The sequence below is a fragment of the Janibacter sp. LM genome (assembly GCF_039631275.1).
GTDB classification, from domain to species: Bacteria; Actinomycetota; Actinomycetes; order Actinomycetales; family Dermatophilaceae; genus Janibacter; species Janibacter terrae.
In genome coordinates this window covers 1-20,196 of record NZ_JBDIVG010000038.1, presented here as the reverse complement: position 1 = coordinate 20,196, position 20,196 = coordinate 1, and the positions used below count along the sequence as shown (strand labels likewise).

The 20,196-nt window shown below is 74.3% G+C and carries 19 protein-coding genes; 3 read left to right on the top strand and 16 right to left on the bottom strand.

Annotation, left to right across the window (positions count from 1 at the left end):
• Positions 1-117 precede the first annotated feature (117 nt).
• Positions 118-1,533 (bottom strand): replication-associated recombination protein A, encoded by a 1,416-nt coding sequence (locus ABC138_RS16270; RefSeq protein ID WP_068323519.1) that lies wholly within the window; start codon positions 1,531-1,533, stop codon positions 118-120.
• Positions 1,534-1,551: 18 nt separating this feature from the next.
• Between ABC138_RS16270 and ABC138_RS16265 the strand changes: the two genes are divergently transcribed.
• From ABC138_RS16265 to ABC138_RS16255, 3 genes are read left to right on the top strand one after another with little or no spacing between them, the layout of a single operon-like run.
• Positions 1,552-2,307 (top strand): GNAT family N-acetyltransferase, encoded by a 756-nt coding sequence (locus ABC138_RS16265; protein WP_068421130.1) that lies wholly within the window; start codon positions 1,552-1,554, stop codon positions 2,305-2,307.
• Complete coding sequence (locus ABC138_RS16260; RefSeq protein ID WP_068323514.1) at positions 2,304-4,013, top strand: FUSC family protein; 1,710 nt, start codon at positions 2,304-2,306, stop codon at positions 4,011-4,013. The genes ABC138_RS16265 and ABC138_RS16260 overlap by 4 nt, the downstream gene beginning before the upstream one ends.
• Before the next feature lies 1 nt (position 4,014).
• On the top strand, positions 4,015-4,485 hold the full coding sequence (locus tag ABC138_RS16255) for an NUDIX domain-containing protein (RefSeq protein ID WP_345914335.1): 471 nt from the start codon (positions 4,015-4,017) through the stop codon (positions 4,483-4,485).
• Position 4,486: 1 nt separating this feature from the next.
• Here ABC138_RS16255 and ABC138_RS16250 read toward each other — a convergent pair whose 3' ends face one another.
• The 15 genes from ABC138_RS16250 to ABC138_RS16180 form a co-directional block, all read right to left on the bottom strand.
• Positions 4,487-5,119, bottom strand: a complete 633-nt coding sequence (locus tag ABC138_RS16250; protein WP_345914334.1) for an HAD-IA family hydrolase — start codon at positions 5,117-5,119, stop codon at positions 4,487-4,489.
• A gap of 3 nt (positions 5,120-5,122) precedes the next feature.
• A complete protein-coding gene (aspS, locus tag ABC138_RS16245; RefSeq protein WP_345914333.1) occupies positions 5,123-6,928 on the bottom strand; it encodes an aspartate--tRNA ligase in 1,806 nt (601 codons plus the stop codon).
• A gap of 106 nt (positions 6,929-7,034) precedes the next feature.
• Positions 7,035-7,670 carry an NUDIX hydrolase gene (locus ABC138_RS16240; protein WP_338537995.1) on the bottom strand — a complete coding sequence of 212 codons (636 nt, stop codon included), beginning with the start codon at positions 7,668-7,670 and terminating at the stop codon, positions 7,035-7,037.
• Positions 7,670-9,394 (bottom strand): CTP synthase, encoded by a 1,725-nt coding sequence (locus tag ABC138_RS16235; RefSeq protein WP_345914332.1) that lies wholly within the window; start codon positions 9,392-9,394, stop codon positions 7,670-7,672. Before ABC138_RS16235 ends, ABC138_RS16240 begins: the two co-directional genes overlap by 1 nt.
• An 11-nt stretch (positions 9,395-9,405) precedes the next feature.
• Entirely contained in the window at positions 9,406-10,443 is a 1,038-nt protein-coding gene (locus tag ABC138_RS16230) for a glycosyltransferase (protein WP_345914331.1), read from the bottom strand.
• 4 nt (positions 10,444-10,447) lie between these two features.
• The gene (locus ABC138_RS16225) at positions 10,448-12,046 is read right to left on the bottom strand and encodes a lipid II flippase MurJ (protein ID WP_345914330.1); all 1,599 of its coding nucleotides are present in this window, start codon (positions 12,044-12,046) and stop codon (positions 10,448-10,450) included.
• Positions 12,043-12,849, bottom strand: a complete 807-nt coding sequence (locus tag ABC138_RS16220; protein ID WP_345914329.1) for a hypothetical protein — start codon at positions 12,847-12,849, stop codon at positions 12,043-12,045. The genes ABC138_RS16225 and ABC138_RS16220 overlap by 4 nt, the downstream gene beginning before the upstream one ends.
• Positions 12,846-13,829 carry a copper transporter gene (locus ABC138_RS16215; protein ID WP_345914328.1) on the bottom strand — a complete coding sequence of 328 codons (984 nt, stop codon included), beginning with the start codon at positions 13,827-13,829 and terminating at the stop codon, positions 12,846-12,848. Before ABC138_RS16215 ends, ABC138_RS16220 begins: the two co-directional genes overlap by 4 nt.
• Entirely contained in the window at positions 13,826-15,010 is a 1,185-nt protein-coding gene (gene steA / locus ABC138_RS16210; protein ID WP_345914327.1) for a putative cytokinetic ring protein SteA, read from the bottom strand. Before steA ends, ABC138_RS16215 begins: the two co-directional genes overlap by 4 nt.
• Before the next feature lie 31 nt (positions 15,011-15,041).
• A complete protein-coding gene (recN, locus tag ABC138_RS16205; RefSeq protein WP_068323392.1) occupies positions 15,042-16,775 on the bottom strand; it encodes a DNA repair protein RecN in 1,734 nt (577 codons plus the stop codon).
• A 1-nt stretch (position 16,776) separates the two neighbouring features.
• Positions 16,777-17,688: an NAD kinase gene (locus ABC138_RS16200; protein WP_068323389.1), complete on the bottom strand. Its 912-nt coding sequence runs from the start codon at positions 17,686-17,688 to the stop codon at positions 16,777-16,779.
• Entirely contained in the window at positions 17,685-18,491 is an 807-nt protein-coding gene (locus tag ABC138_RS16195; RefSeq protein ID WP_068323382.1) for a TlyA family RNA methyltransferase, read from the bottom strand. Before ABC138_RS16195 ends, ABC138_RS16200 begins: the two co-directional genes overlap by 4 nt.
• Positions 18,492-18,494: 3 nt before the next feature.
• The gene (locus ABC138_RS16190) at positions 18,495-18,659 is read right to left on the bottom strand and encodes a hypothetical protein (protein ID WP_169701837.1); all 165 of its coding nucleotides are present in this window, start codon (positions 18,657-18,659) and stop codon (positions 18,495-18,497) included.
• Complete coding sequence (locus ABC138_RS16185) at positions 18,652-19,143, bottom strand: hypothetical protein (protein ID WP_068323381.1); 492 nt, start codon at positions 19,141-19,143, stop codon at positions 18,652-18,654. The genes ABC138_RS16190 and ABC138_RS16185 overlap by 8 nt, the downstream gene beginning before the upstream one ends.
• Before the next feature lie 30 nt (positions 19,144-19,173).
• A complete protein-coding gene (locus ABC138_RS16180) occupies positions 19,174-20,163 on the bottom strand; it encodes an HAD-IIA family hydrolase (protein ID WP_068323375.1) in 990 nt (329 codons plus the stop codon).
• Between the last annotated feature and the right edge of the window lie 33 nt (positions 20,164-20,196).

The following is a 20,196-nucleotide window of genomic DNA, read 5'->3' as shown; positions in this document are numbered from 1 at the left end:
AGGGGGCGACCGGCGCGTCAGGCGCGGGCCGACCCCGAGGTAGCTCGCCGGGCGATGGTCCGCCGCGGCCGTCCGAGAGGCACGGTCATGGCCCCCACCCTACCCGGGCCCGCCGTCCTACCCCTTGCCGCGCAGACGTCCCCGCAGCCAGGCCCACCGCTCCTGCAGCCGCGCCTCGAAGCCGCGGTCCGTCGGCCGGTAGTACGACCGCTCGGCCAGCTCGGCGTGCAGGTCGTCGGGCAGGTACTGCTGTGCCGCCACCGCGTCCGGCTGGTCGTGCGCGTAGACGTAGCCCTCCACCTTCGCTCCCCCGCTGGCACCGGCCGCACGGTCGGAGGCCTGGGTGTACCCGCTGCCGCGCAGGTGCGGCGGCACCGCCTGGACCTTGCCGGCCCGCACGTCGGCGACCGCCTCGTTGATCCCCGTGTAGGCGGCGTTGGACTTGGGGGCCAACGTGTTGTGCACGACCGCCTGGGCGAGGATGATCCTCGCCTCCGGCATGCCGATCTGGGCGACGGCGTGCATGGCCGCGACAGCGGTCTGCAGCGCGGTCGGGTCGCCGAGGCCGACGTCCTCGGACGCGGAGATGACGATGCGCCGGGCGATGAACCTCGGGTCCTCGCCCGCCTCGAGCTGCCGGGCGAGGTAGTGCAGCGCCGCGTCCACGTCGGACCCGCGCATCGACTTGATGAAGGCGGAGGCGACGTCGTAGTGCTGGTCGCCCGTGCGGTCGTAGCGCACCGCGGCACGGGCCACCGCCTGCTCGACGTGGGCCAGGGTGAGCGGCACCGTCTCCGGTGTGCCCGGCCCGAAGGGGACGTCGCCGGCGGCCACGCCGGCCGCGGCCTCGAGGGAGGTGAGCGCGCGACGGGCATCACCGCCGGCGATCGCGACGAGGTGGTCGCGGGCGTCGTCGGCGAGGTCGTACCCGCCGGCCAGGCCGCGCTCGTCGGTGAGGGCCGCGTCGATGACCTCCGCGACCTCCTCCCGGGTCAGGGAGTCGAGGGTGACGAGGATCGAGCGGGAGAGCAGCGGCGCGATGACCGAGAAGCTCGGGTTCTCCGTCGTCGCCGCGACGAGGACGACCTCGCGGTTCTCGACGCCGGGCAGCAGCGCGTCCTGCTGCGCCTTGGAGAACCGGTGGATCTCGTCGAGGAAGAGCACCGTCTGCCGCCCGTACATCGACCGGTTGGTCGCGGCGCGCTCCATCACCGCGCGCACGTCCTTGACGCCGGCGGTCACCGCCGACAGCTGGACGAAGTCACGGTCGGCGGCCGTCGCGACGAGGTGCGCGAGCGTCGTCTTGCCGGTCCCCGGCGGCCCCCAGATGATCGCCGACATCGGTCCGGCGACGGCGTTGGCGCTGCCCTCCACGAGGCGTCGCAGCGGCGAGCCGGGACGCAGCACCTCCCCCTGGCCGCGCACCTCGTCGAGGTTGCGGGGGCGCATCCGCACCGCGAGCGGCGCGTTGAGGTCCGCCCCGGGCGACGCCGCGTCGTCGGAGGCAGAGGCGAAGAGATCGTCGGGCACCACAGGTGGCACGCTATCCCGGTGAGCCAGACCGTCCCCATGTCGCACCTGCTGGAGTGGAGCGGCGGCGACCCGGTCGTGCGGGCCGAGGCCTCGTCCGACGTCGAGGTCCCCGCCCTCGCGATCCGCGCCGGGGCGGCGTGGGCGCTCGCCTTCGTCCGCCCGACCCACACCCACGGCGTCGCGATCATGCTCCGGGGCGACCACGCGGCCCTGCGCGAGCTGGCGGGGTCCGCACCCTTCGCCTCGTGGGTGGACCGGGCGAGGGCGAAGGGGGCCACCTCGGTCACCCTGCCCCGCGGTCTGGAGGACCTCGGCGGGCTGCTCGGGGCGGTCGGTGGCCGCTGGGAGTTCATGAGCACGCGGACCGCGCCGGCCACCGAGCCCGTCGAGGGCCTCGTCGAGCTGGGGCCGTCGGAGCGCGACGAGGTCCAGGCCCTGCTCGACATGCACAACCCGGGGACCGACGGGCAGCCCTTCGCCCGCGCGGGGCAGCGCTGGCTCGGTGCCCGCGACGCGGCCGGCGCCCTGCTCGCCGTCGGCTGCTGCGAGCGCGAGCGCTCGGGCGCACCGGTGCTCGCCGGCATCACGACGGTGCCCGCCGCCCGCGGCCGTGGGCTCGCGCGGGCGGTCACGACCGAGCTGACCCGGGCCGCCGTCGCCGAGCACGGGTGGTGCACGCTGGGGATGTACTCGCACAACGACCGGGCACGACGGATCTATCTCTCGCTCGGCTACGAGGTGCACGCGGAGTGGACCAGCGGGAGGTTGGCATGAGCGCGGTCGGCGAGCTCCTGCGACCCCTCGTCCGCTGGAACCCCGGCCCCGTGCGGCGCTGGATCGCCCTCAGGGCGGCGACGGCCGCGGCGGTCCCGATGGTCCTCATCTCCCTCCTCGACAACCACCACGATGCCTTCATGGCCGGGTTGGGGGTCTTCGCCGTCCTCTACGGGGCCGGTGGACCGGTCCGGCGCCGGTTCCGGACCATCCCGCTCGCCGGTCTGGGGCTGCTCCTCGCGATCGGCATCGGCATCCTCACCGCGGGCCACGCACTCCTCGGCATCCTCGCGATGGCGGTGGTCGCGACCGTCGCCGCCCTGCTGACCTACACCCTCGGCATCGGGCCGCCGGCCGCGTTCTTCTTCGCCCTCGATCTCGGCATCGCCCACCTCGCGGCGACCGGCGGAGCCGATCCCGGCAAGGTGCTCGGTCTCGCCGCCATCGGCGTCCTGTCGGCGATCGTCGTCGGGACCTCGGATGCGTGGTTCCGCGTCACCGGCATCGAGGAGGCCGCGGTCAGCGCCGCCGAGGGGGCCGTCGACGCCTACGTCCGGGAGACGGACCCGGCGGCCGTCCCCGCGGCCCGCCGGACCGCCGCCGGGGCCCTCAGCCGGGCCTGGACCGCCGTGACCGACGGTGGCACCGAGGAGGCCTTCGCGGGGCGGCTCCAGCGTGTCAACAACCGCTACGCGAGCACGGTCGCCAAGGCGGTCGGCGGGACCGACACCGAGGTGACCGCGGAGATGGCCCTGCACCAGGCCGCGAGCGTGCGGCAGGTCTCCCTCGGGCGCCCCCGCGCCTCGTGGTCCCTGCGCCAGGCCCTGCGCTGGCCGAGCGAGGACCTGCTCGTCGCCGCCCGCGTCGCGGCGGCGACCCTCCTCGCGGGCGGCTTCGCCCTCCTGCTCGACAACGCCCACGCCTACTGGGCGGCCGGGTTCGCCGTCCTCGTCGTGCAGACGGGCGGGACCCGGGTCTCGCAGCACCACCGGGCCCTGCAGCGCACCGTGGGCACCGCCACCGGGCTCGTCCTCTTCGCCGCGGTCCTCTCGCTCGACCTCAGCCACTGGTGGCTCGTGGCGGTCGTCATCGTCTTCCAGGGCATCGTCGAGCTGCTCGTGACGCGCAACTACGCGATGGCGGTCACCTTCATCACCCCGCTCGCGCTGGTGATCTCCTCACGGCTGACGGCGATGGACACGGAGACGATCGTGCTCGACCGCGCCCTCGACACGCTCATCGGCGTGGGGTCGGCGGTGCTCGTCCTCTTCGTCAGCGGTCGCCTCGGCCGGCCGGAGCTGCTCCTGCGGGCCCACGGGCGTCGGGTCGTCCTCGCCCTCGACGACGTGCTCGCGGACCTCGCTGAGCGTCGGACCCGCACGGACGCCGGGATGGCCGCCCACCTCGACCACTGCCGCCAGCTGTACGTCGAGCTCATCGGCTCCGACGTCGTGGCCACGCGGGCCGTCGCCGACGCCCCCCGGGCGGTCGCCCCGTACCGGGAGATGGAGCAGCTGCTCGCCGCCATCGGCTACCAGGTCCTCGGTGCGGCGTGGAACCCGCGCGTGCGCGGGCAGCGCGAGCTCATGGCGCAGGCGCGCGAGGCCCTCACGGGCCTCACCGACCACCCGGTGACCCGGCACCGGCCGGCGGAGGCGATCACCGCCGACCTGCGTCGGGTCCACGCGATCCTCGCCGGGGCCTGACGTGACCCGCACGAGTGCGGGACTGCTCCCCTTCGTCCGGGGCGAAGGGGGGAGCGCGCACGTCTTCCTCGGGCACATGGGCGGCCCCCTGTGGACCAGGCGGCCGCGCGGCTGGACGATCGTCAAGGGCGAGCACGGGCCGGACGAGCAGCCGCTCGCCGCGGCCGAGCGCGAGTGGCTGGAGGAGACCGGGGCTCCGGCACCGGCTGGTGACCGTGTGCCGCTCGGCGAGATCCGCCAGTCCGGCGGCAAACGGGTCACGGCGTGGGCGATCGAGGTCGGCGCGGCAGCTGACGTCGTCTTCGTCGAGAGCGGCGTGTTCGAGATGGAGTGGCCTCCGCGATCCGGCCGGCGGCAGAGCTTCCCCGAGCTCGACCGCGCGGGGTGGCACGACCTCGACAGCGCCCGGGAGCTCGTGGTGGCCGCGCAGACGGCCTTCCTCGACCGGCTCGTGGAGCTGCTCGGCGACTGACTCAGATCGAGTGGGAGGCGAGCCCCGGCACGAGCGGGGTGAGGCCGTGGACGAGGCCGGCGGCGCCCGAGGCGGGGTCGTGCAGCACCGCCCGGATCCCGACGCCGCGGGCGGCCGCGACGTTGACCGGCACGTCGTCGACGAACCCGACCCGCTCCCCCGGCAGGTCGAGGTCCTGCAGGATGTGCTCGAAGAAGGTGGGGTCGGGCTTCATCGCGCCGAGCTCGCTCGAGTAGTAGGAGCCGTCGACGAGGTCGTCGTAGCCGCGCACCTCACGCATGTGCCGCACCCGGTGGTCCTGCTGGTTGGTCGCGAGCATGCACGGCACGCCGAGCTCTCGGACCGCGGTGAGCACCGCCACCGCCTCCGGGTCGAGGTCGAACTGCTCCCAGATCGCCAGCAGGTCCTCGACCGTCAACGGCAGGTGCGTGCGCCGCCGGCCCTCGTGCCGCAGCAGCTCCTCGAGGACCTCGCGCAGCGACCGCTCACCGCGCAGGGCGGGCAGCTCGGCCTCGAAGACCTGCTCGGCGAAGCCGGGGCCGACCGCCCCGTCGAGACGGGCGCGCCAGTCGAAGCGTCCGTGCTGCAGGACCCCATCGCAGTCCCACAGCAGCACCTCGACCGGCTCGCCCATCGATCAGGCGCCTGCCTGCTCCGCGTCCTCGTCGCGGCGCGGCGTGGCGTCGATGCCCGCCTCCTTGCGCTGCTCCGGGGTGATCGGCGCGGGCGCGTCGGTCAGCGGGTCGTAGCCGCCACCGGACTTGGGGAAGGCGATGACGTCGCGGATGGAGTCGGCACCCAGGAGCAGCATGCAGATGCGGTCCCAGCCGAAGGCGATGCCGCCGTGCGGCGGGGCGCCGAACTTGAAGGCCTCGAGGAGGAACCCGAACTTCTCCTGCGCGGACTCCTCGTCCAGGCCCATGACCTTGAAGACCCGCTCCTGCACGTCCTTGCGGTGGATACGGATGGACCCGCCGCCGATCTCGTTGCCGTTGCAGACCAGGTCGTACGCGTAGGCGAGAGCCGGCCCCGGGTCGGAGTCGAAGGTGTCGAGGAACTCCTCCTTGGGGCTGGTGAAGGCGTGGTGGACCGCGGTCCACGCGCCGGCACCCACCGCGACGTCGCCCGCGGCCACGGCGTCGCCGGCCGGCTCGAAGAGCGGGGCGTCGACGACCCACAGGAAGGACCAGGCGCTGTCGTCGATGAGCCCGCACCGCTGGGCGATCTCCTGGCGGGCGGCACCCAGGAGCGCGCGGGCGGCCCGGGGGGTGTCCGCGGCGAAGAAGATGCAGTCGCCGGGCTCGGCACCGACGTGGGCGGCCAGACCGGCCTTCTCGCTGTCGGAGATGTTCTTGGCGACGGGGCCACCGAGCTGGCCGTCCTCGCCGACGGTGACATAGGCCAGGCCCTTGGCCCCGCGCTGCTTCGCCCACTCCTGCCAGGCGTCGAACTGCCGACGCGGCTGGCTCGCGCCGCCCGGCATGACGACGGCGCCGACGTGGTCGGCCCTGAAGACCCGGAAGGGGGTCTCGGCGAAGTACTCGGTGCAGTCGACGAGCTCGACGCCGAAGCGCAGGTCGGGCTTGTCGGAGCCGTAGCGCTCCATGGCCTCCGCGTAGGTCATCCTCGGGAAGGGGGTGGGCAGGTCGACGCCGATCGTCGCCCAGACCGCCTTGGCGATCGCCTCGCCGAGCTCGATGACGTCGTCCTGCTCGACGAAGGACATCTCGATGTCGAGCTGGGTGAACTCCGGCTGCCGGTCGGCGCGGAAGTCCTCGTCGCGGTAGCAGCGCGCGATCTGGTAGTAGCGCTCCATGCCGGCGACCATGAGCAGCTGCTTGAACAGCTGCGGGCTCTGCGGCAGCGCGTACCACTCGCCCGGCGCGAGGCGCGCGGGGACGAGGAAGTCCCGGGCACCCTCGGGCGTGGACCGCGTGAGGGTCGGCGTCTCGATCTCGACGAAGTCGCGCTCGGCGAGCACCGAGCGGGCAGCAGCGTTGACCTTGCTCCGCAGACGCAGGCCGGCGCCGGCGCTCGAGGCACCCGGGCGGCGCAGGTCGAGGTAGCGGTGCTTCAGGCGCGCCTCCTCGCCGACGCTCACGCGCTCGTCGATCTGGAAGGGCAGCGGCGCGGCCTCGGAGAGGACCTCGATCGTCGTCGCGACGACGTCGACCTCGCCGGTCGGCAGGTTGGGGTTGACGTCCTTGGGGTCGCGCGGGGTGACCTCGCCGACGACCTTGATGACGTACTCGTTGCGCAGGTCGTGCGCCGCACCGGTGAGGACCTCGTCACGGGCGACGACCTGGGCGACGCCCGAGGCGTCCCGCAGGTCGAGGAAGGCCACGCCGCCGTGATCGCGTCGGCGACCCACCCATCCGGTGAGCGTGACGGTCTGGCCGGAGTGCTCGGCACGCAGTGTGCCGGCTTCGTGGGTGCGGAGCATGACGTCCTATCGCGAGGGGTGGTTCTCGGCCCGGCGGGCGCCCGGCCACCGCTCATCCTACGAAGGAGCGAGGTGCCTCGGCGAACCCGTGGCCCGCACGGACGGGTCAGCGGTGGGCGGGGTGCTCCGGCCACGGGCTGTCGGCCGGACGAAGGGAGACCCACCCGCCCTCCCGCGCGACCCGGGCGGCCAGGGCCGCGACGATCAGGGTCGAGTTGTGCACCCGTCCCGCGAGCACGGCCTCGGCCACCTCGTCGAGCGGGACCCGGCGGTACTCGAGGTGGGCCTCCTCGCCGTCGCGCGCGTGGCGCTCGCCCTCGGGCACCTCGTGCAGGCCGCGGGCCAGGTAGACCCGGATCGCCTCGTTCATCCCGCCGGGCGAGGGGAAGTAGTCGACGAGGACCCACCACTCGTCGGCGGTGACGTCCGCCTCCTCGAGCAGCTCGCGCTGCGCCCCGACGAGTGGGTCCTCGCCCGCGACGTCGAGCAGTCCGGCGGGGACCTCCCACTCGTGGGCGGCCACGGGGTGGCGGTACTGCCGGATGAGCAGCGCCCGGTCGTCCTCGTCGAGGGCGAGGACGGCGACGGCGCCCGGGTGGTCGACGACCTCGCGCACGAGGGTCTGTCCCTCGAGCTCGAAGGTGTCACGGCGCACGTCCCACACCGCACCGTCGAAGACGACCTCGCTGGCCGTCACCGACAGGCTGACCAGCTCGTCCCGCAGCCTCCCGTCCTCGACCATCAGCCGGCGGAGTCGCTGGTGGCCGCTGCCGGCGCCGTCTCGTGGCTCGGCTCGACCTCGACGAGTCGCGCGTCCTTCTGCGCCTGGACGGCCGCGCCGATGAGCCCGGCGAAGAGCGGGTGCGCCTTGTCCGGGCGGGACTTGAACTCGGGGTGCGCCTGCGTCGAGACGTAGTACGGGTGCACCTCGCGCGGGAGCTCGACGAACTCGACGAGACCGAGCTGAGGATGCGTGCCGCTCACGACGAGACCGGCCTGCTCGAGCTGGTCGAGGTAGGTGTTGTTGACCTCGTAGCGGTGGCGGTGGCGCTCGGTGACCTTGGTCGTGCCATAGGCCTGCGCGGTGACCGAGCCCTCGCGCAGGTCTGCGGGGTAGGAGCCCAGACGCATCGTGCCGCCGAGGTCTCCCGCGCCGTCGACGAAGGACTTCTGCTCCTCCATCGTCGCGATGACCGGCGCCGAGGAGTCGGAGTCGAACTCCGTGGAGCTCGCGCCCTGGATCCCCGCGACGTTGCGGGCGTACTCGATGACCATGCACTGCAGGCCGAGGCAGATGCCGAGCGTCGGCACGTGGTTCTCCCGGGACCAGCGCAGGGCACCGAGCTTGCCCTCGATGCCGCGCACGCCGAAGCCTCCGGGCACGAGGACGGCGTCGACGCCACCGAGCGCCCGCGCGGCACCGGCCGGCGTCTGGCAGTCGTCCGAGGGGACCCAGCGGATGCGGACCTTGGCGTCGTTGTGGAAGCCACCGGCACGCAGGGCCTCGGTCACCGACAGGTAGGCGTCGGGCAGGTCGATGTACTTGCCGACGAGGGCGACCTCGATCTCGTGGCGCGGGTGGTGGACCCGGCGCAGCAGGGTGTCCCAGCTGTCCCAGTCCACGTCGGTGAAGTTCAGGCCCAGGCGCCGGATGACGAAGGTGTCGAGGTGCTCCCGGTGCAGGACCTTGGGGATGTCGTAGATGCTCGGGGCGTCGACGCAGGCGGCGACGCCGTCCTGCTCGACGTCGCAGGACATCGAGATCTTGCGCTTGATGTCGGCGCTGATCTCGCGGTCGGCGCGCAGGACGAGCGCGTCGGGCTGGATGCCGACCTGGCGCAGCGCGGCCACGGAGTGCTGGGTCGGCTTGGTCTTCATCTCGCCGCTCGGCGCGATGTACGGCACGAGCGAGACGTGGAGGAAGAAGCAGTTGTCGCGGCCGAGCTCGTGGCGCACCTGGCGGGCCGCCTCGAGGAAGGGCAGCGACTCGATGTCGCCGACGGTGCCGCCGATCTCGGTGATGATGATGTCGGGAGCGCTGGAGGCCTCGACGCCGGGGCTGCCGGCCGCGGGCGCACGCATCCGCGAGGTGATCTCGTTGGTGATGTGCGGGATGACCTGGACGGTGTCGCCGAGGTACTCGCCCTTGCGCTCGCGGGCGATGACCCGGCTGTAGACCTGACCGGTCGTCACGTTGGCGGAGCCGTCGTGGTTGGTGTCGAGGAAGCGCTCGTAGTGGCCGATGTCGAGGTCCGTCTCGGCACCGTCCTCGGTGACGAAGACCTCACCGTGCTGGAAGGGGTTCATCGTCCCCGGGTCCACGTTGAGGTAGGGGTCCAGCTTCTGCATCGTGACCCGCAGGCCACGCGCTCGAAGCAGGTGCCCGAGGCTCGAGGCCGTCAGTCCCTTGCCGAGTGAGGAGACGACTCCTCCGGTCACGAAGATGTGTTTCGTCAGTGCCACCACGGGGTTCCAATCTACGTCACATCGGGCAGTGATCGGTACCTGGCCACCCACCGTGTCACGCTCTCCTCGAGCCCGTCCCACGTCGCGGCTCGCGTGCGGGCGCGTTCGGCAGCCGCGGCCGCGCGCTCCGGGTGGTCCAGGACGGCGGCGACGGCGCGGGCGATGGGCGCCGCGGCCTGGTCCTGCGGGCCCTCGACGAGCAGCCCGGCCCCGTCGAGCAGGTCCGGCAAGCCGCCGACCCTGCGGGCCACGACGGGCGTCCCGGCTGCCATGGCCTCCTGGACGACGAGGGCCCGGGCCTCCCACTCGCTCGGCACGACGAGGACGTCGGCGGCCAGCAGCCACGGCGTGACGTCGCGGGCCACGCCGAGCAGGCGCACCGGCCCCGGGTCGGTCAGTGCCTCCTGGCCGGGCCCGACGAGCCCCCACGTGCCGGGTCCGAGCCCCGCCGCCGTCCGCAGCACGTCGATGCCCTTCTGCGGGGCGACCCGGGCGATCGTCAGGACGAAGGGGGTCTCCCCCGCCATCCCGTGCCCCGCCAGGAGCAGGTCACGGTGCGCGGCCCGCCAGGCCGCTCGGTCGGTGGCGAGCAGCCCCGGCACCCGCGGCGAGGGCACCTCCGCCGGCTCCGCCCGCCGGGCGCCGAGCGCTCTCGCGTCGGCGACGAGGTCGCTGCTCGCCCCGGTGACGAGGTCGGCTCGCCGCACGACGAGCCGGGCGGCCGCCTCCCCCGCGAGCCGGCGCGGCGAGGTCCCCGAGCCGCGGACGGGGTTGTGCAGGCTGATGACGAAGGGGGTCCCCCGCGCCGCGGCCGAGGCGACCAGCCCCGCCCGGAACCCGTGGGCGTGGACGACGTCGGCCCCCCGGGCCAGGTCCCGCACGGCGCGTGGGGTGAGGGGCGCCTCCCCCGGCAGGTCGAACCGCTCGCGGGTCCCCGGGTCGGTGGCGACGACGACGTCGTGGTCGGCTGCGCGCAGCCCGGCGGCGAGGTCGGCGACGTGCGTCCCGATCCCTCCGGAGGCGCTCGCCAGGCAGAGCAGGATCCTCATGGGCTCATCCTCCCTTCGTCCGCCGTGCCCCGGGCAGTCGGGCACGCAGGCCGGGGTCGAGTGCGGCCCCCACGAGCAGCACGCCCGCGGCGACGGCGGCGGCGGCGAGGCCCCCGGCGACGGCGACGAAGGGGGTCTGCTCGGGCCAGTGACCACGACCGAGGAGGTGGACGAGCAGCCCCGCGCCGAGGGCGAGCCCGGCGAGGGCGAGGGCGCGCGGCAGCCCGGCGACGGCCTCGGCGCCCCAGTCGTGGCGCACCCGCAGCAGCAGGCCCAGGCCCGCGAGCGCCATGCCGAGCGTGGACGCGAGCCCGAGGACCACGAGGGTGCGACGGGCCCCGTCCTGGGAGCCGAGGACGAGCAGCGGCACGACGGCCGCGACGAGCCACCCCCCGGCCATCGTCAGCCCGGCGAGCAGTGCCCGGCCGCGCGCGTAGAGCGCCCGCAGGGCCACGGCGCACAGCGCGAAGGCGACGAGTCCCGGCACCATGGCGATGAGCGCCTCGGGCATGGCGGCGAGGGCCGTGGACCCCTCGCCGCCCCGGTCGATGGCGGTGAACACCCGGCCGATCGGTGCGGCGGCAGCGACGAGCCCGGCAGCCGCGGCTGCCGAGAGCACGACGACGGCGCGCAAGGAGGCCGCGAGGGTGCGGGCGGCCGAGCGCTCGGCCGCGGCGCCGCCGGCCGCCGCGAGCACGGGGAAGACCGCCGTCGCGACGGGGACGGCGAGGACCGCGTAGGGCAGCAGGTAGAGGGCCTGGACGTAGTTCTGCACGACGAGCGCCCCGTCACCACCGGAGCGGTTGGCCACCCGCAGGGTGACGACGACCGTGACCTGCTGGGCGAGCAGTGCCGCCACCCCGGCCCCGGCGAGGGTCCGGGCACGCGCAGCGGTCTCCGGCGCGAGCGCCCAGCGCGGCCGCAGACGGATCCCGTGCCGGGCGGCGGCCGCGAGCAGGGGCACGGACAGCGCGACGACGCCGAGGGTCGTGCCCCCGCCGAGGAGCAGCAGCTCGCGGACCGTCACCTCGCCGGGCGCGGTAGCGGCCGGGACCGTGAGGGCCCAGAGCACGTAGGTGGCGATGACGACGAGGCTCGACAGCAGGGGGGCGAGCGCCGCGGCGAGGAACCACCGGTGGGCCTGGAGCACACCGCTGACGACGATCCCGAGACCGTAGAGGACGATCTGCGGGCTGAAGAGGACGAGTAGTCGCGTGCCGAGCCCGACGGCACCCTCGACCGCCCCCTCGAGCCCGCCGAGGAGCGCCCGGCTGATCAGCGGGGAGGCCAGCGCGACGAGGGCCGCCAGGGGCAGCAGGACGACGACGGCCCGGGTGAGGAGCGCGGAGGCGACGTCGTCCGCGCCCTCTGCCGGGCCGTCCCCGATCCGCGAGGCGACGAGCGGCACGACGACGGCGGCGAGGATGCCGCCCGCGGCGATCTCGTAGACGACGTTGGGCACGGTGTTGACCGTCTGGTAGACCGTCCCGACGCCGGCCGCGCCGACGGCCCAGGCGAAGACGACCCACCGCAGGAAGCCCACGACCCGCGCCGCCGCGGTGACGAGCGCGACGGTGCCGGCGTCCCGGGCGACCCGGCTCACCGAGGTCGGCCCCAGGCGTCGAGCTCCCGCAGCACGGGTGTCGACTCGATGACGCGGGTGAAGCTCACCCGCTCGGAGAGCAGGGTGAGCCCGGTGACCGTGGCTGCGGTGGCGAGCCGGCCGCGCGGTCCGAGCCCGCGCACGAGCGCCAGGCCGAGCAGTGCGCCGAGCGCGTTGGCCCCGCAGTCGCCGAGCATGGACTCCCCGGCGAGGTCCTCGGGCAGCAGGCCGGCGCCGGTCCCGACGAGGGCACCGGCCAGGGGTCGCGAGCGGGTGGGCAGGAGGAGCAGCCCGCCGGCCGCGGTCGCCACCTTGAGCGCGCGGCCCGGACGCAGGTCGAGCAGGTTGACGAGGTTGGCGGTCCCGGCGATGACGACGGTGTCCACGGCGGTCTGCCCGAGGCGGGACGAAGGGGGTCCCCCCGCCCGCTGCTCCGTCGCGGCGGTGACGAGCGCGACGGCCCCGAGGCCGAGGACCTTGAGCGCGCCGGTGGTGACGCGTCCCGCGCGCAGGGCAGCGAGGTGCCCCCGCAGTCCCTTGGTCGCGGTGTCACCGACGAGGTCGTCGAGTGCTCCGAGCAGTCCGGGGACGAGGACGACGGCGCCGGCGGGGCCGCGGTGGTGCGGTGTCGCGGCCACCCCGGCGAGCGCGCCGAGGACCGCGGCCGGACCCTCGAGCAGGGTCACCGCCCGGCCGGCGTGGTTGGTGCGCTCCCAGGGTCGTCCCCAACCGGGGGGCAGCCCCCGGCGGGCGGTGACGAGCGCACGGGCGCCCGCCGCGGCGACGAGCGTCGGCGTGGTCACTGGAAGGTGGGGACGGGGAGGGCGGCACCCGCGCCGGTCCCGTAGTGGCCCGATTCGCCGGTGAGCTGCTCGACGAGGGCGAGCACGATCGCGGCGCGCCCCATGGGGACGGCCGGGTCGTCCACGGTGGAGACGCCCTCGGCGAGGCTCCCCTGCAGGCGGGCCATGGTCACCGGTGAGGAGTCGCTCGTGCCGTCGGCGGCCTCGTCGGCGGCGAGGACCGTGCCCTGGGCGTGGGTCTCGATGAGGTGGGTCAGCGCGACCCACACGCCGGAGGTGCCCTCCGCCTGGCGATCGACGGTGTCCGTGTCGGAGGAGTCCTCGGCGGAGACCGGGCCACCCACGACGACGACGAGGTCGGCCGCGTCCGGGGTCTCGTCGGGGCCGTCGACCAGCCCGGCGTCCTTCAGCTGCGTCCACGCCTGCTGCCGCTGCTCGCGCGAGACGCGGTCGCCGCCGTCCCGCGGCGACCGGGTGCCGGTGAGCACGACGGCGAGGGCCTGGTCGATGCGCTGGCCGCCGTCCGGGACGGCGGCGCTCACACCGAGGTCGCGCAGGGCGGCCTCGCCGGTCGCGCTGCGGCTGCTCACGGTCTCGTCGGCCGTCGAGGCCCAGGTGGCGCTCACCTCGACGGGCTCCTCGACCGTCGCGCCGGCGTCCTCGAGGGTCTCGCGCAGCGCCTGGACGTCGTCGTCGGCGCCCTCGGGCAGGCGCACGAGGGCGACGGTGCGATCGCTCAGGCGTCCCTGGACGACGAGGGGGAGGGTCTGCTCGTCGTAGGTGTCCCTGGCCTCGATCGCGGCGCGCTGCTCGTTGCCGTCCGCGCGCAGGGCCTCCTTCTCCTGGCGGAGCTTGGTCACCTCGCCGGAGAGCGTGCTGCCGATGTTGTCGTTGAGCGGGCCCGCCCCGAGCACGATCCCGATGGACAGGGCGATGAGCACCGCGGCCAGGGAGACGAGGTGGTACCTGAAGTCGATCACGTGATGAGTCCTTCGACGAGGGCCCACAGGTCGTCCCAGCGGGCCCCCAGCAGTTGCAGGGTGGCCTGTCCGGTCGGGGTCGCCCAGAGGGCGACGAAGAGCGAGATGAGGCAGACGATCCCCAGACCGATCAGGGACCACGACGATATCCGGGTCCGGTAGAGGCGGCTGACCCCCTTGGCGTCGATGAGCTTGCTGCCGACGCGCAGGCGGGTGAGGAAGGTGCTCGACATGCCGGCCCGGCCCTTGTCGAGGAACTCGACGAGGGTGGCGTGCGTGCCCACGGCGACGATCAGCGAGGCGCCCTTGTCGTCGGCGAGCAGCATCGCGATGTCCTCGCTGGTGCCGGTCGCCGGGAAGACGACCGGGGTCACCCCGAGCGCCTCGACGCGGGCCTCGCCGGGGGCCCGGCCGCTCCGGTAGGCGTGGACGACGACCTCGGCGCCGCTGGTCAGGACGACGTCCGAGACGGAGTCCATGTCGCCGACGATGAGGTCGGGCCGGTGCCCGGCCTCGACGAGCGCGTCGGCGCCCCCGTCGACGCCGATGAGGACCGGCTTGTACTCGCGGATGTAGTGGCGCAGGGCCGCGAGGTCCTCCTTGTAGTGGTAGCCGCGCACGACGATGAGGACGTGCCGGTCCTGCATGCTCGTCGAGATCTCCGGGACGCCGACGCCGTCGAAGAGGAGGTCACGCTCCTGGGTGATGTACTCCATCGTGTTCTTGGCGAAGTCCTCGAGCTGCTGGCTCAGCCCGGTCCGCGCGGCCTCCATCGCGAGCGCGAGCGCCTCGTCGTCCCAGAGGCGGCCGATGATCGTGTCGTCCGCCGACACGTGGAGCGTGTCGCCGTCCACGCCGACGGTCGTCCCCTCCTTGAGACGGCCGAGCAGCTCCTCGTCGTCGACGTCCAGGAGCGGGATCCCGGCGTCGAGGATGATCCGGGGTCCGACGTTGGGGTAGCGCCCGCTCGTCGAGGGACTGGCGTTGACGACCGCCGCGGGGCGTCGGGCGACGAGGGCCTCGCCGCTCACCCGGTCGATGTCGACGTGGTCGATGACCGCGATGTCGCCGGGCCGCAGCCGCTTGGTGAGGTCCTTGGTGCGTCGGTCGACCCGCACGGGTCCGTTGGTGCCGGGCAGGGCCGGCTCACGGGTCGTGTCGCGGGTCAGTCGGATGGCCATCCGGTGCATCGTCCCATGAAGCCGCGGGGATTCAGCGACGGCACTGCTCCAGCAGCTCGCGGGCGTGGCTCAGGCCGACGCTCGTGTCGTCGCCCCCCATCATCCGTGAGAGCTCCCCCAGCCGGTCGTCGCCGTCCACGGCCCGCACCCCGCTCGAGGTGATCTGGTCGCCGTGCGCCTTGTGCACGACGAGGTGCCGGTCGGCGTGCGCGGCCACCTGGGCGAGGTGGGTGACGACGATGACCTGGCTCGTGCGGGCCAGGGCGGCGAGGCGCGCGCCGACGTCGAGGGCCGCGCGGCCACCGATGCCGGCGTCGACCTCGTCGAAGACGTACGTCGGCACCCGGTCCTGCGCGGACCCGGCGGTCGCGACCTCGATCGCCAGCATGATCCGGCTGAGCTCACCGCCCGACGCGGCCTTGGCCACCGACCGGGGCTCGGTCCCCCGGTTGGCGGCGACCCGGATCTCCACGACATCGGCTCCGTCGGCGCCGACGCGGATGGCCTCGGCCCCCTCGACGTCGACCTCGACCGCGCCCTCGTCGCTGCGCGGGTCGACGGCCACCTGCACGCGTGCCCTGGCCATGCCCAGGTGGGAGAGCTCCTCCTCGACGGTGGTGGCCAATCGGCCGGCTGCCTCGGTCCGGGCAGCGGTGAGCGCGGCGGCGCGCACGGTCAGCCGCGTGGCGGCCTCGGCCACGCGGCGGGTCAGCTCCTCGGTGCGCTCGTCGGCGCCGTGGAGGCCGAGGAGTCGCTCCCGGGCCTGGTCGCGGTGGCGAAGCACCGCACCGATGTCCTCGCCGTAGCGCCGCGTGAGCTCGTGCAAGGCGGCACGCCGCTCCTGCACCGCGCCCATCCGGGCAGGGTCGGACTCGATGTCGGCGGTGTAGGCGGAGAGGTCGGCCGCCACCTCACTGGCCAGCACCCCGATCTCGGTGAGGCGTCGGCGCAGGTCCGCCAGGGAGGCGTCGTGCGCGACCAGTCGCTCGAGCTCCTCTCCGGCTCGGGCGACCCGGCCGACCACGTCGTCCCCGTCGAAGCTGTCGGGATCGGACAGCAGGCGGTGCGCGGTCCCGGCGCCGGAGCGCAGGTCCTCGGCGTGCCCGAGGCGCTCGGACTCCTGGGCCAGCTCGCGGTCCTCCCCCGGCCGCGGGTCGACGGTATCGATCTGCTCGAGCTGGTGGGTGAGCAGCTCGATCTCCTGCAACCGGGTGCGTTCGCCCTCGACGAGCCGGGCCAGCTCCCCCTTCGCCTCCTGCCAGGCGCGGTGCGCGGACCCGACCTCGCGAACGAGGCCGGTCACCGGCTCCCCGCCGAAGGCGTCGAGGAGGGCGCGGTGCTGGGCCGGCCGCCGCAGCCGCCACTGGTCGGCCTGCCCGTGGACGGCGACGAGCCCCTCACCGAGGTCGGACAGGACACCGACGGGTGCCCGGCGGCCGCCGACGTGGGCGCGGCTGCGCCCCGCGGCGGAGAGGGTGCGGCTGAGGATCAGGTCGGGCTCGTCGGCGATGCCACCGACGTCGGCGACGACCTCGCGGGCGGGATGGTCCGGGTCGAGCTCGAGCTCGGCCTCCACGACGGCCTCGTCGCGACCGGTGCGCACGAGGCCGGTGTCGGCCCGCCCGCCGAGCACGAGGCCGAGCCCGGTGACGACCATCGTCTTGCCGGCCCCGGTCTCGCCCGTGACGACGGTCAGGCCGGGGTCGAGGGTGAGGGTCGCATCCTCGATGACGCCGAGGTCGCGGATGCGCAGCTCGCGGAGCACGTCAGGCCGAACCTCTCCGGCCGCGCCACCCGTGGACCGACAGGTCGAACTTCGCGACCAGCCGGTCGGCGAAGGGCGAGCGGCTGAGGCGGGCGAGGCGCACCGACTCCTTCGAGCGACTCACCTCGACGCGGGTGCCGGGCGGCAGGTCGACGGCGCGGCGGCCGTCGCACCACAGGACGCCGTGGCCCTCGGTGCCGGGGACGAGCTCGACCGCGAGGTCGGAGGTCGGGGCGACGACGAGCGGACGCGCGAAGAGCGCGTGGGCACTGATCGGCACGACGAGCATCGCCTCGACACCCGGCCACACCACGGGGCCGCCGGCGCTGAACGCGTACGCGGTGGAACCGGTCGGTGTGGCCATGACGACTCCGTCGCAGCCCCACGTCGACAGCGGTCGACCGTCGATCTCGACGGTGAGCACGAGCATCCGCTCGCGCGAGGCCTTCTCGACGGTCACCTCGTTGAGGGCCCAGCTGCGGGCGATCTCCTGGCCGTCCCGGGTCGCGACCACGTCCAGCGCCATGCGCTCCTCGACGATGTACGCGCGGCGCACGATGTGGTCGACGGTCGCGTCGACGTCCTCGCGCTCGGCCTCGGCGAGGAACCCGACGTGACCGAGGTTGACCCCCAGCAGCGGCGCCCCGCTGCCCCGGGCGACCTCGGCGCCGCGCAGGATCGTGCCGTCACCGCCGAGGACGACGACGAGCTCGACCCCCGCTGCAGGGTCCTCGCCGTCGTGGACGACGACCTCCGGGTGCTGGCCGAGCACGGTGTCGGCGAGCTCGCCCGCCGGCAGACGCACCTGGATGCCCTCCGCGGACAGCCGCTCGGCGACACCGATGGCGACCTCGAGGGCCTCGGGGCGAGCAGGGTGCGCGAGCAGCAGCACCTGCCTCGGCTCCGCGGTCATCTCTCCTCCTCGCGGGACAGGTCGTGGGCGATCACCTGCAGAGCCTGCCACGTCGGGCCGACACCCGGTCGGGCGGTGAGGTGCACGAGGTACTCGTGGTTGCCCTCACCCCCGCGCAGCGGGCTGCGCGCCAGTCCCAGCACGGACAGGCCGACCTCGCGGGCGCGCTCGAGCACACCGATGATCGCAGTCTCCCGAGCAGCCGGGTCGGTGACGACCCCCTTGCGACCGAGCCGGTCCCGCCCCACCTCGAACTGCGGCTTGATGAGCAGCACCGCCTCGCCGGTGTCGGTGAGCAGACCGGCCACCTCCGCGAGCACCAGACGAAGGGAGATGAAGCTCAGGTCCCCCACGGCCAGGTCCACGGGGCCACCGATGTCGTCCGCGACCAGCCCGCGGATGGTCGTGCCGCTGCGGTCGGTGACGCGCGGATCCGCGAGGAGCTCCGGCGCCAGCTGGTCATGACCGACGTCGAGGGCGATGACGTGCTCGGCTCCGTGCTCGAGGAGCACCTGGGTGAAGCCCCCCGTGCAGGCGCCGATGTCCAGGCAGCGCTGCCCCCTGACCTGCGGCGTGAAGGCCGTCAAGGCGCCCAGGAGCTTGCCGGCCGCGCGCCCGACCCAGTGATCACCGTCGGAGACGACCGTCAGCCGGGCGTCCGGCCCGACCTGCAGCGAGGTCTTCGTCACCGTCGCGTCGTCGACCCGCACGTCACCGGCGACGACGAGCTCCCGGGCACGCGTCCGACTGCGCGCCAGGCCCCGCTCGACGAGGGCGACGTCGAGGCGAGTGGTCTGCGCCACGGGTCAGGACCCGAGGTCGGACAGGCGCGAGGTCAAGGTGGCGTGCACCGACTCCCCGGCCGCGAGGACGGCGTCCAGGTCTGCGGCATCGACGCCCGCCAGATCGGACAGGGCCGCATCGACGACGAGGTCACCGGTCTGGACGAGCTGACCGGGCTCGTCAGGCATCCGGGAGCACCACGGGGGTCGGGGTCGGCTCCGTCGCCTTCGCCGTGGTCACCTTCGCGCTAGTGACCTTCTTCGGCGTGGCCTTCTTCGTGGCGGCCTTCTTGGTGGCCGTCTTGGTGGCCGTCTTCGCGGCGGCCTTCTTGGCCGGCGTCTTCTTCGCCGGTGCCTTCCTCGCGGCGCTCGAGCTCTTGCGGACCGGCGCCTTCGTCGCCGGGCGAGCGGGAGCGGTGCGACGGGTGGGCGGGGTCGTGGAGACGACCTCCTCCTCGGGCGCGTCGTCGCGGGCCCGCAGCGCCTCGCTCAGCGCGTCGAGGTCCGCCTGCTCCTCGTCGGGCCACGCGCGCTCCGGCGCGTCACCCCGGGCCGGTGGCACCGCACTGGCGACGAGCAGCGTGTCGACGAGCCGCACGACACCGAGGGTGCGGTCGAGGGCGGCCTCGGTGGTCCTGAGGCCCAGGTGGATCAGTCCGCGTACAGGGTCCACGTCGCTCCTTGGGTCGGGGTGGATCCCACGCTACCCGTTCGGGACGAGCCGACCCGCGTCCTGCGCCGTGATCAGACCCGCATCGCGAGCGGTCCACAGTGCGTCGAGCGCGGCGCGCAACAGGTCGGCGCCCGCGCCGACCACCTCGAGCCGGCCACCGCGCGCGAGGCGGGCACGAGCGGATCCGCGCACGTGCCAGCCGTCGTCGACGCCTGCCTCGGGGTAGTCCTCGGCGAGGTCGCGCAGGTCGGTCAGGACGTACTGAGGACGATGGTCGAAGGGGGCCGCCGCCAGCTCCGGGGGTCCGTGGACACCGGTGAGCACCAGGGCCCCTGAGGTACCGGCAGCCTGGGCGCCGGCCATGTCCGTCTCCAGACGGTCGCCGATCGCGAGCACTCGAGCCGGTGGCACCCCCAGGACGTCGGCCGCGAGCTCGTACATCGGCGGGTGCGGCTTGCCGATGACCTCTGGATCACGGTCCACCGCGTTGCGCACGGCGCCCACGAGGGAGCCGTTGCCCGGCGCCGGGCCTCGTTCGGTGGGCAGGGTCAGGTCGTCGTTCGTCACCACCCAGCGCGCTCCGGCGCGGATGGCGTGCGCGGCCTCACCGAGGTCGGCGGCGGTCACCTGCGGGCCGTAACCCTGCAGCACCGCAGCGACCTCCCCTTCGTCCCCGGGCGCCAGTGGCCGCAGACCGGCGTCGCGCAGCGCGACGCCCACCCCGGGGCCCCCGACCGCCAGGACCGCGGTCCCGGCGGGCAGGTCCGTGGCCAGCTCTCGCGCGGCGGCAACCGACGAGGTGAGGACGCGCGCCGCCTCGACCCGTACGCCGAGGCGCCGCAGATGGTCCGCGACGTCCGAAGGGGGTCGCGACGCGTTGTTCGTGGCGTAGACCACGGGCACTGCGAGACGGTTGAGCGCGTCGACCGCGTGCTCCACCGCAACCGCACCGGCGTAGACCACGCCGTCGAGGTCACAGATGATCCCCTCGAAGCCCGCGGAGAGGGGGCCTCCCCTCACGGCTGCGGCGTCTCCCCGCCGTCGCCCACGTCA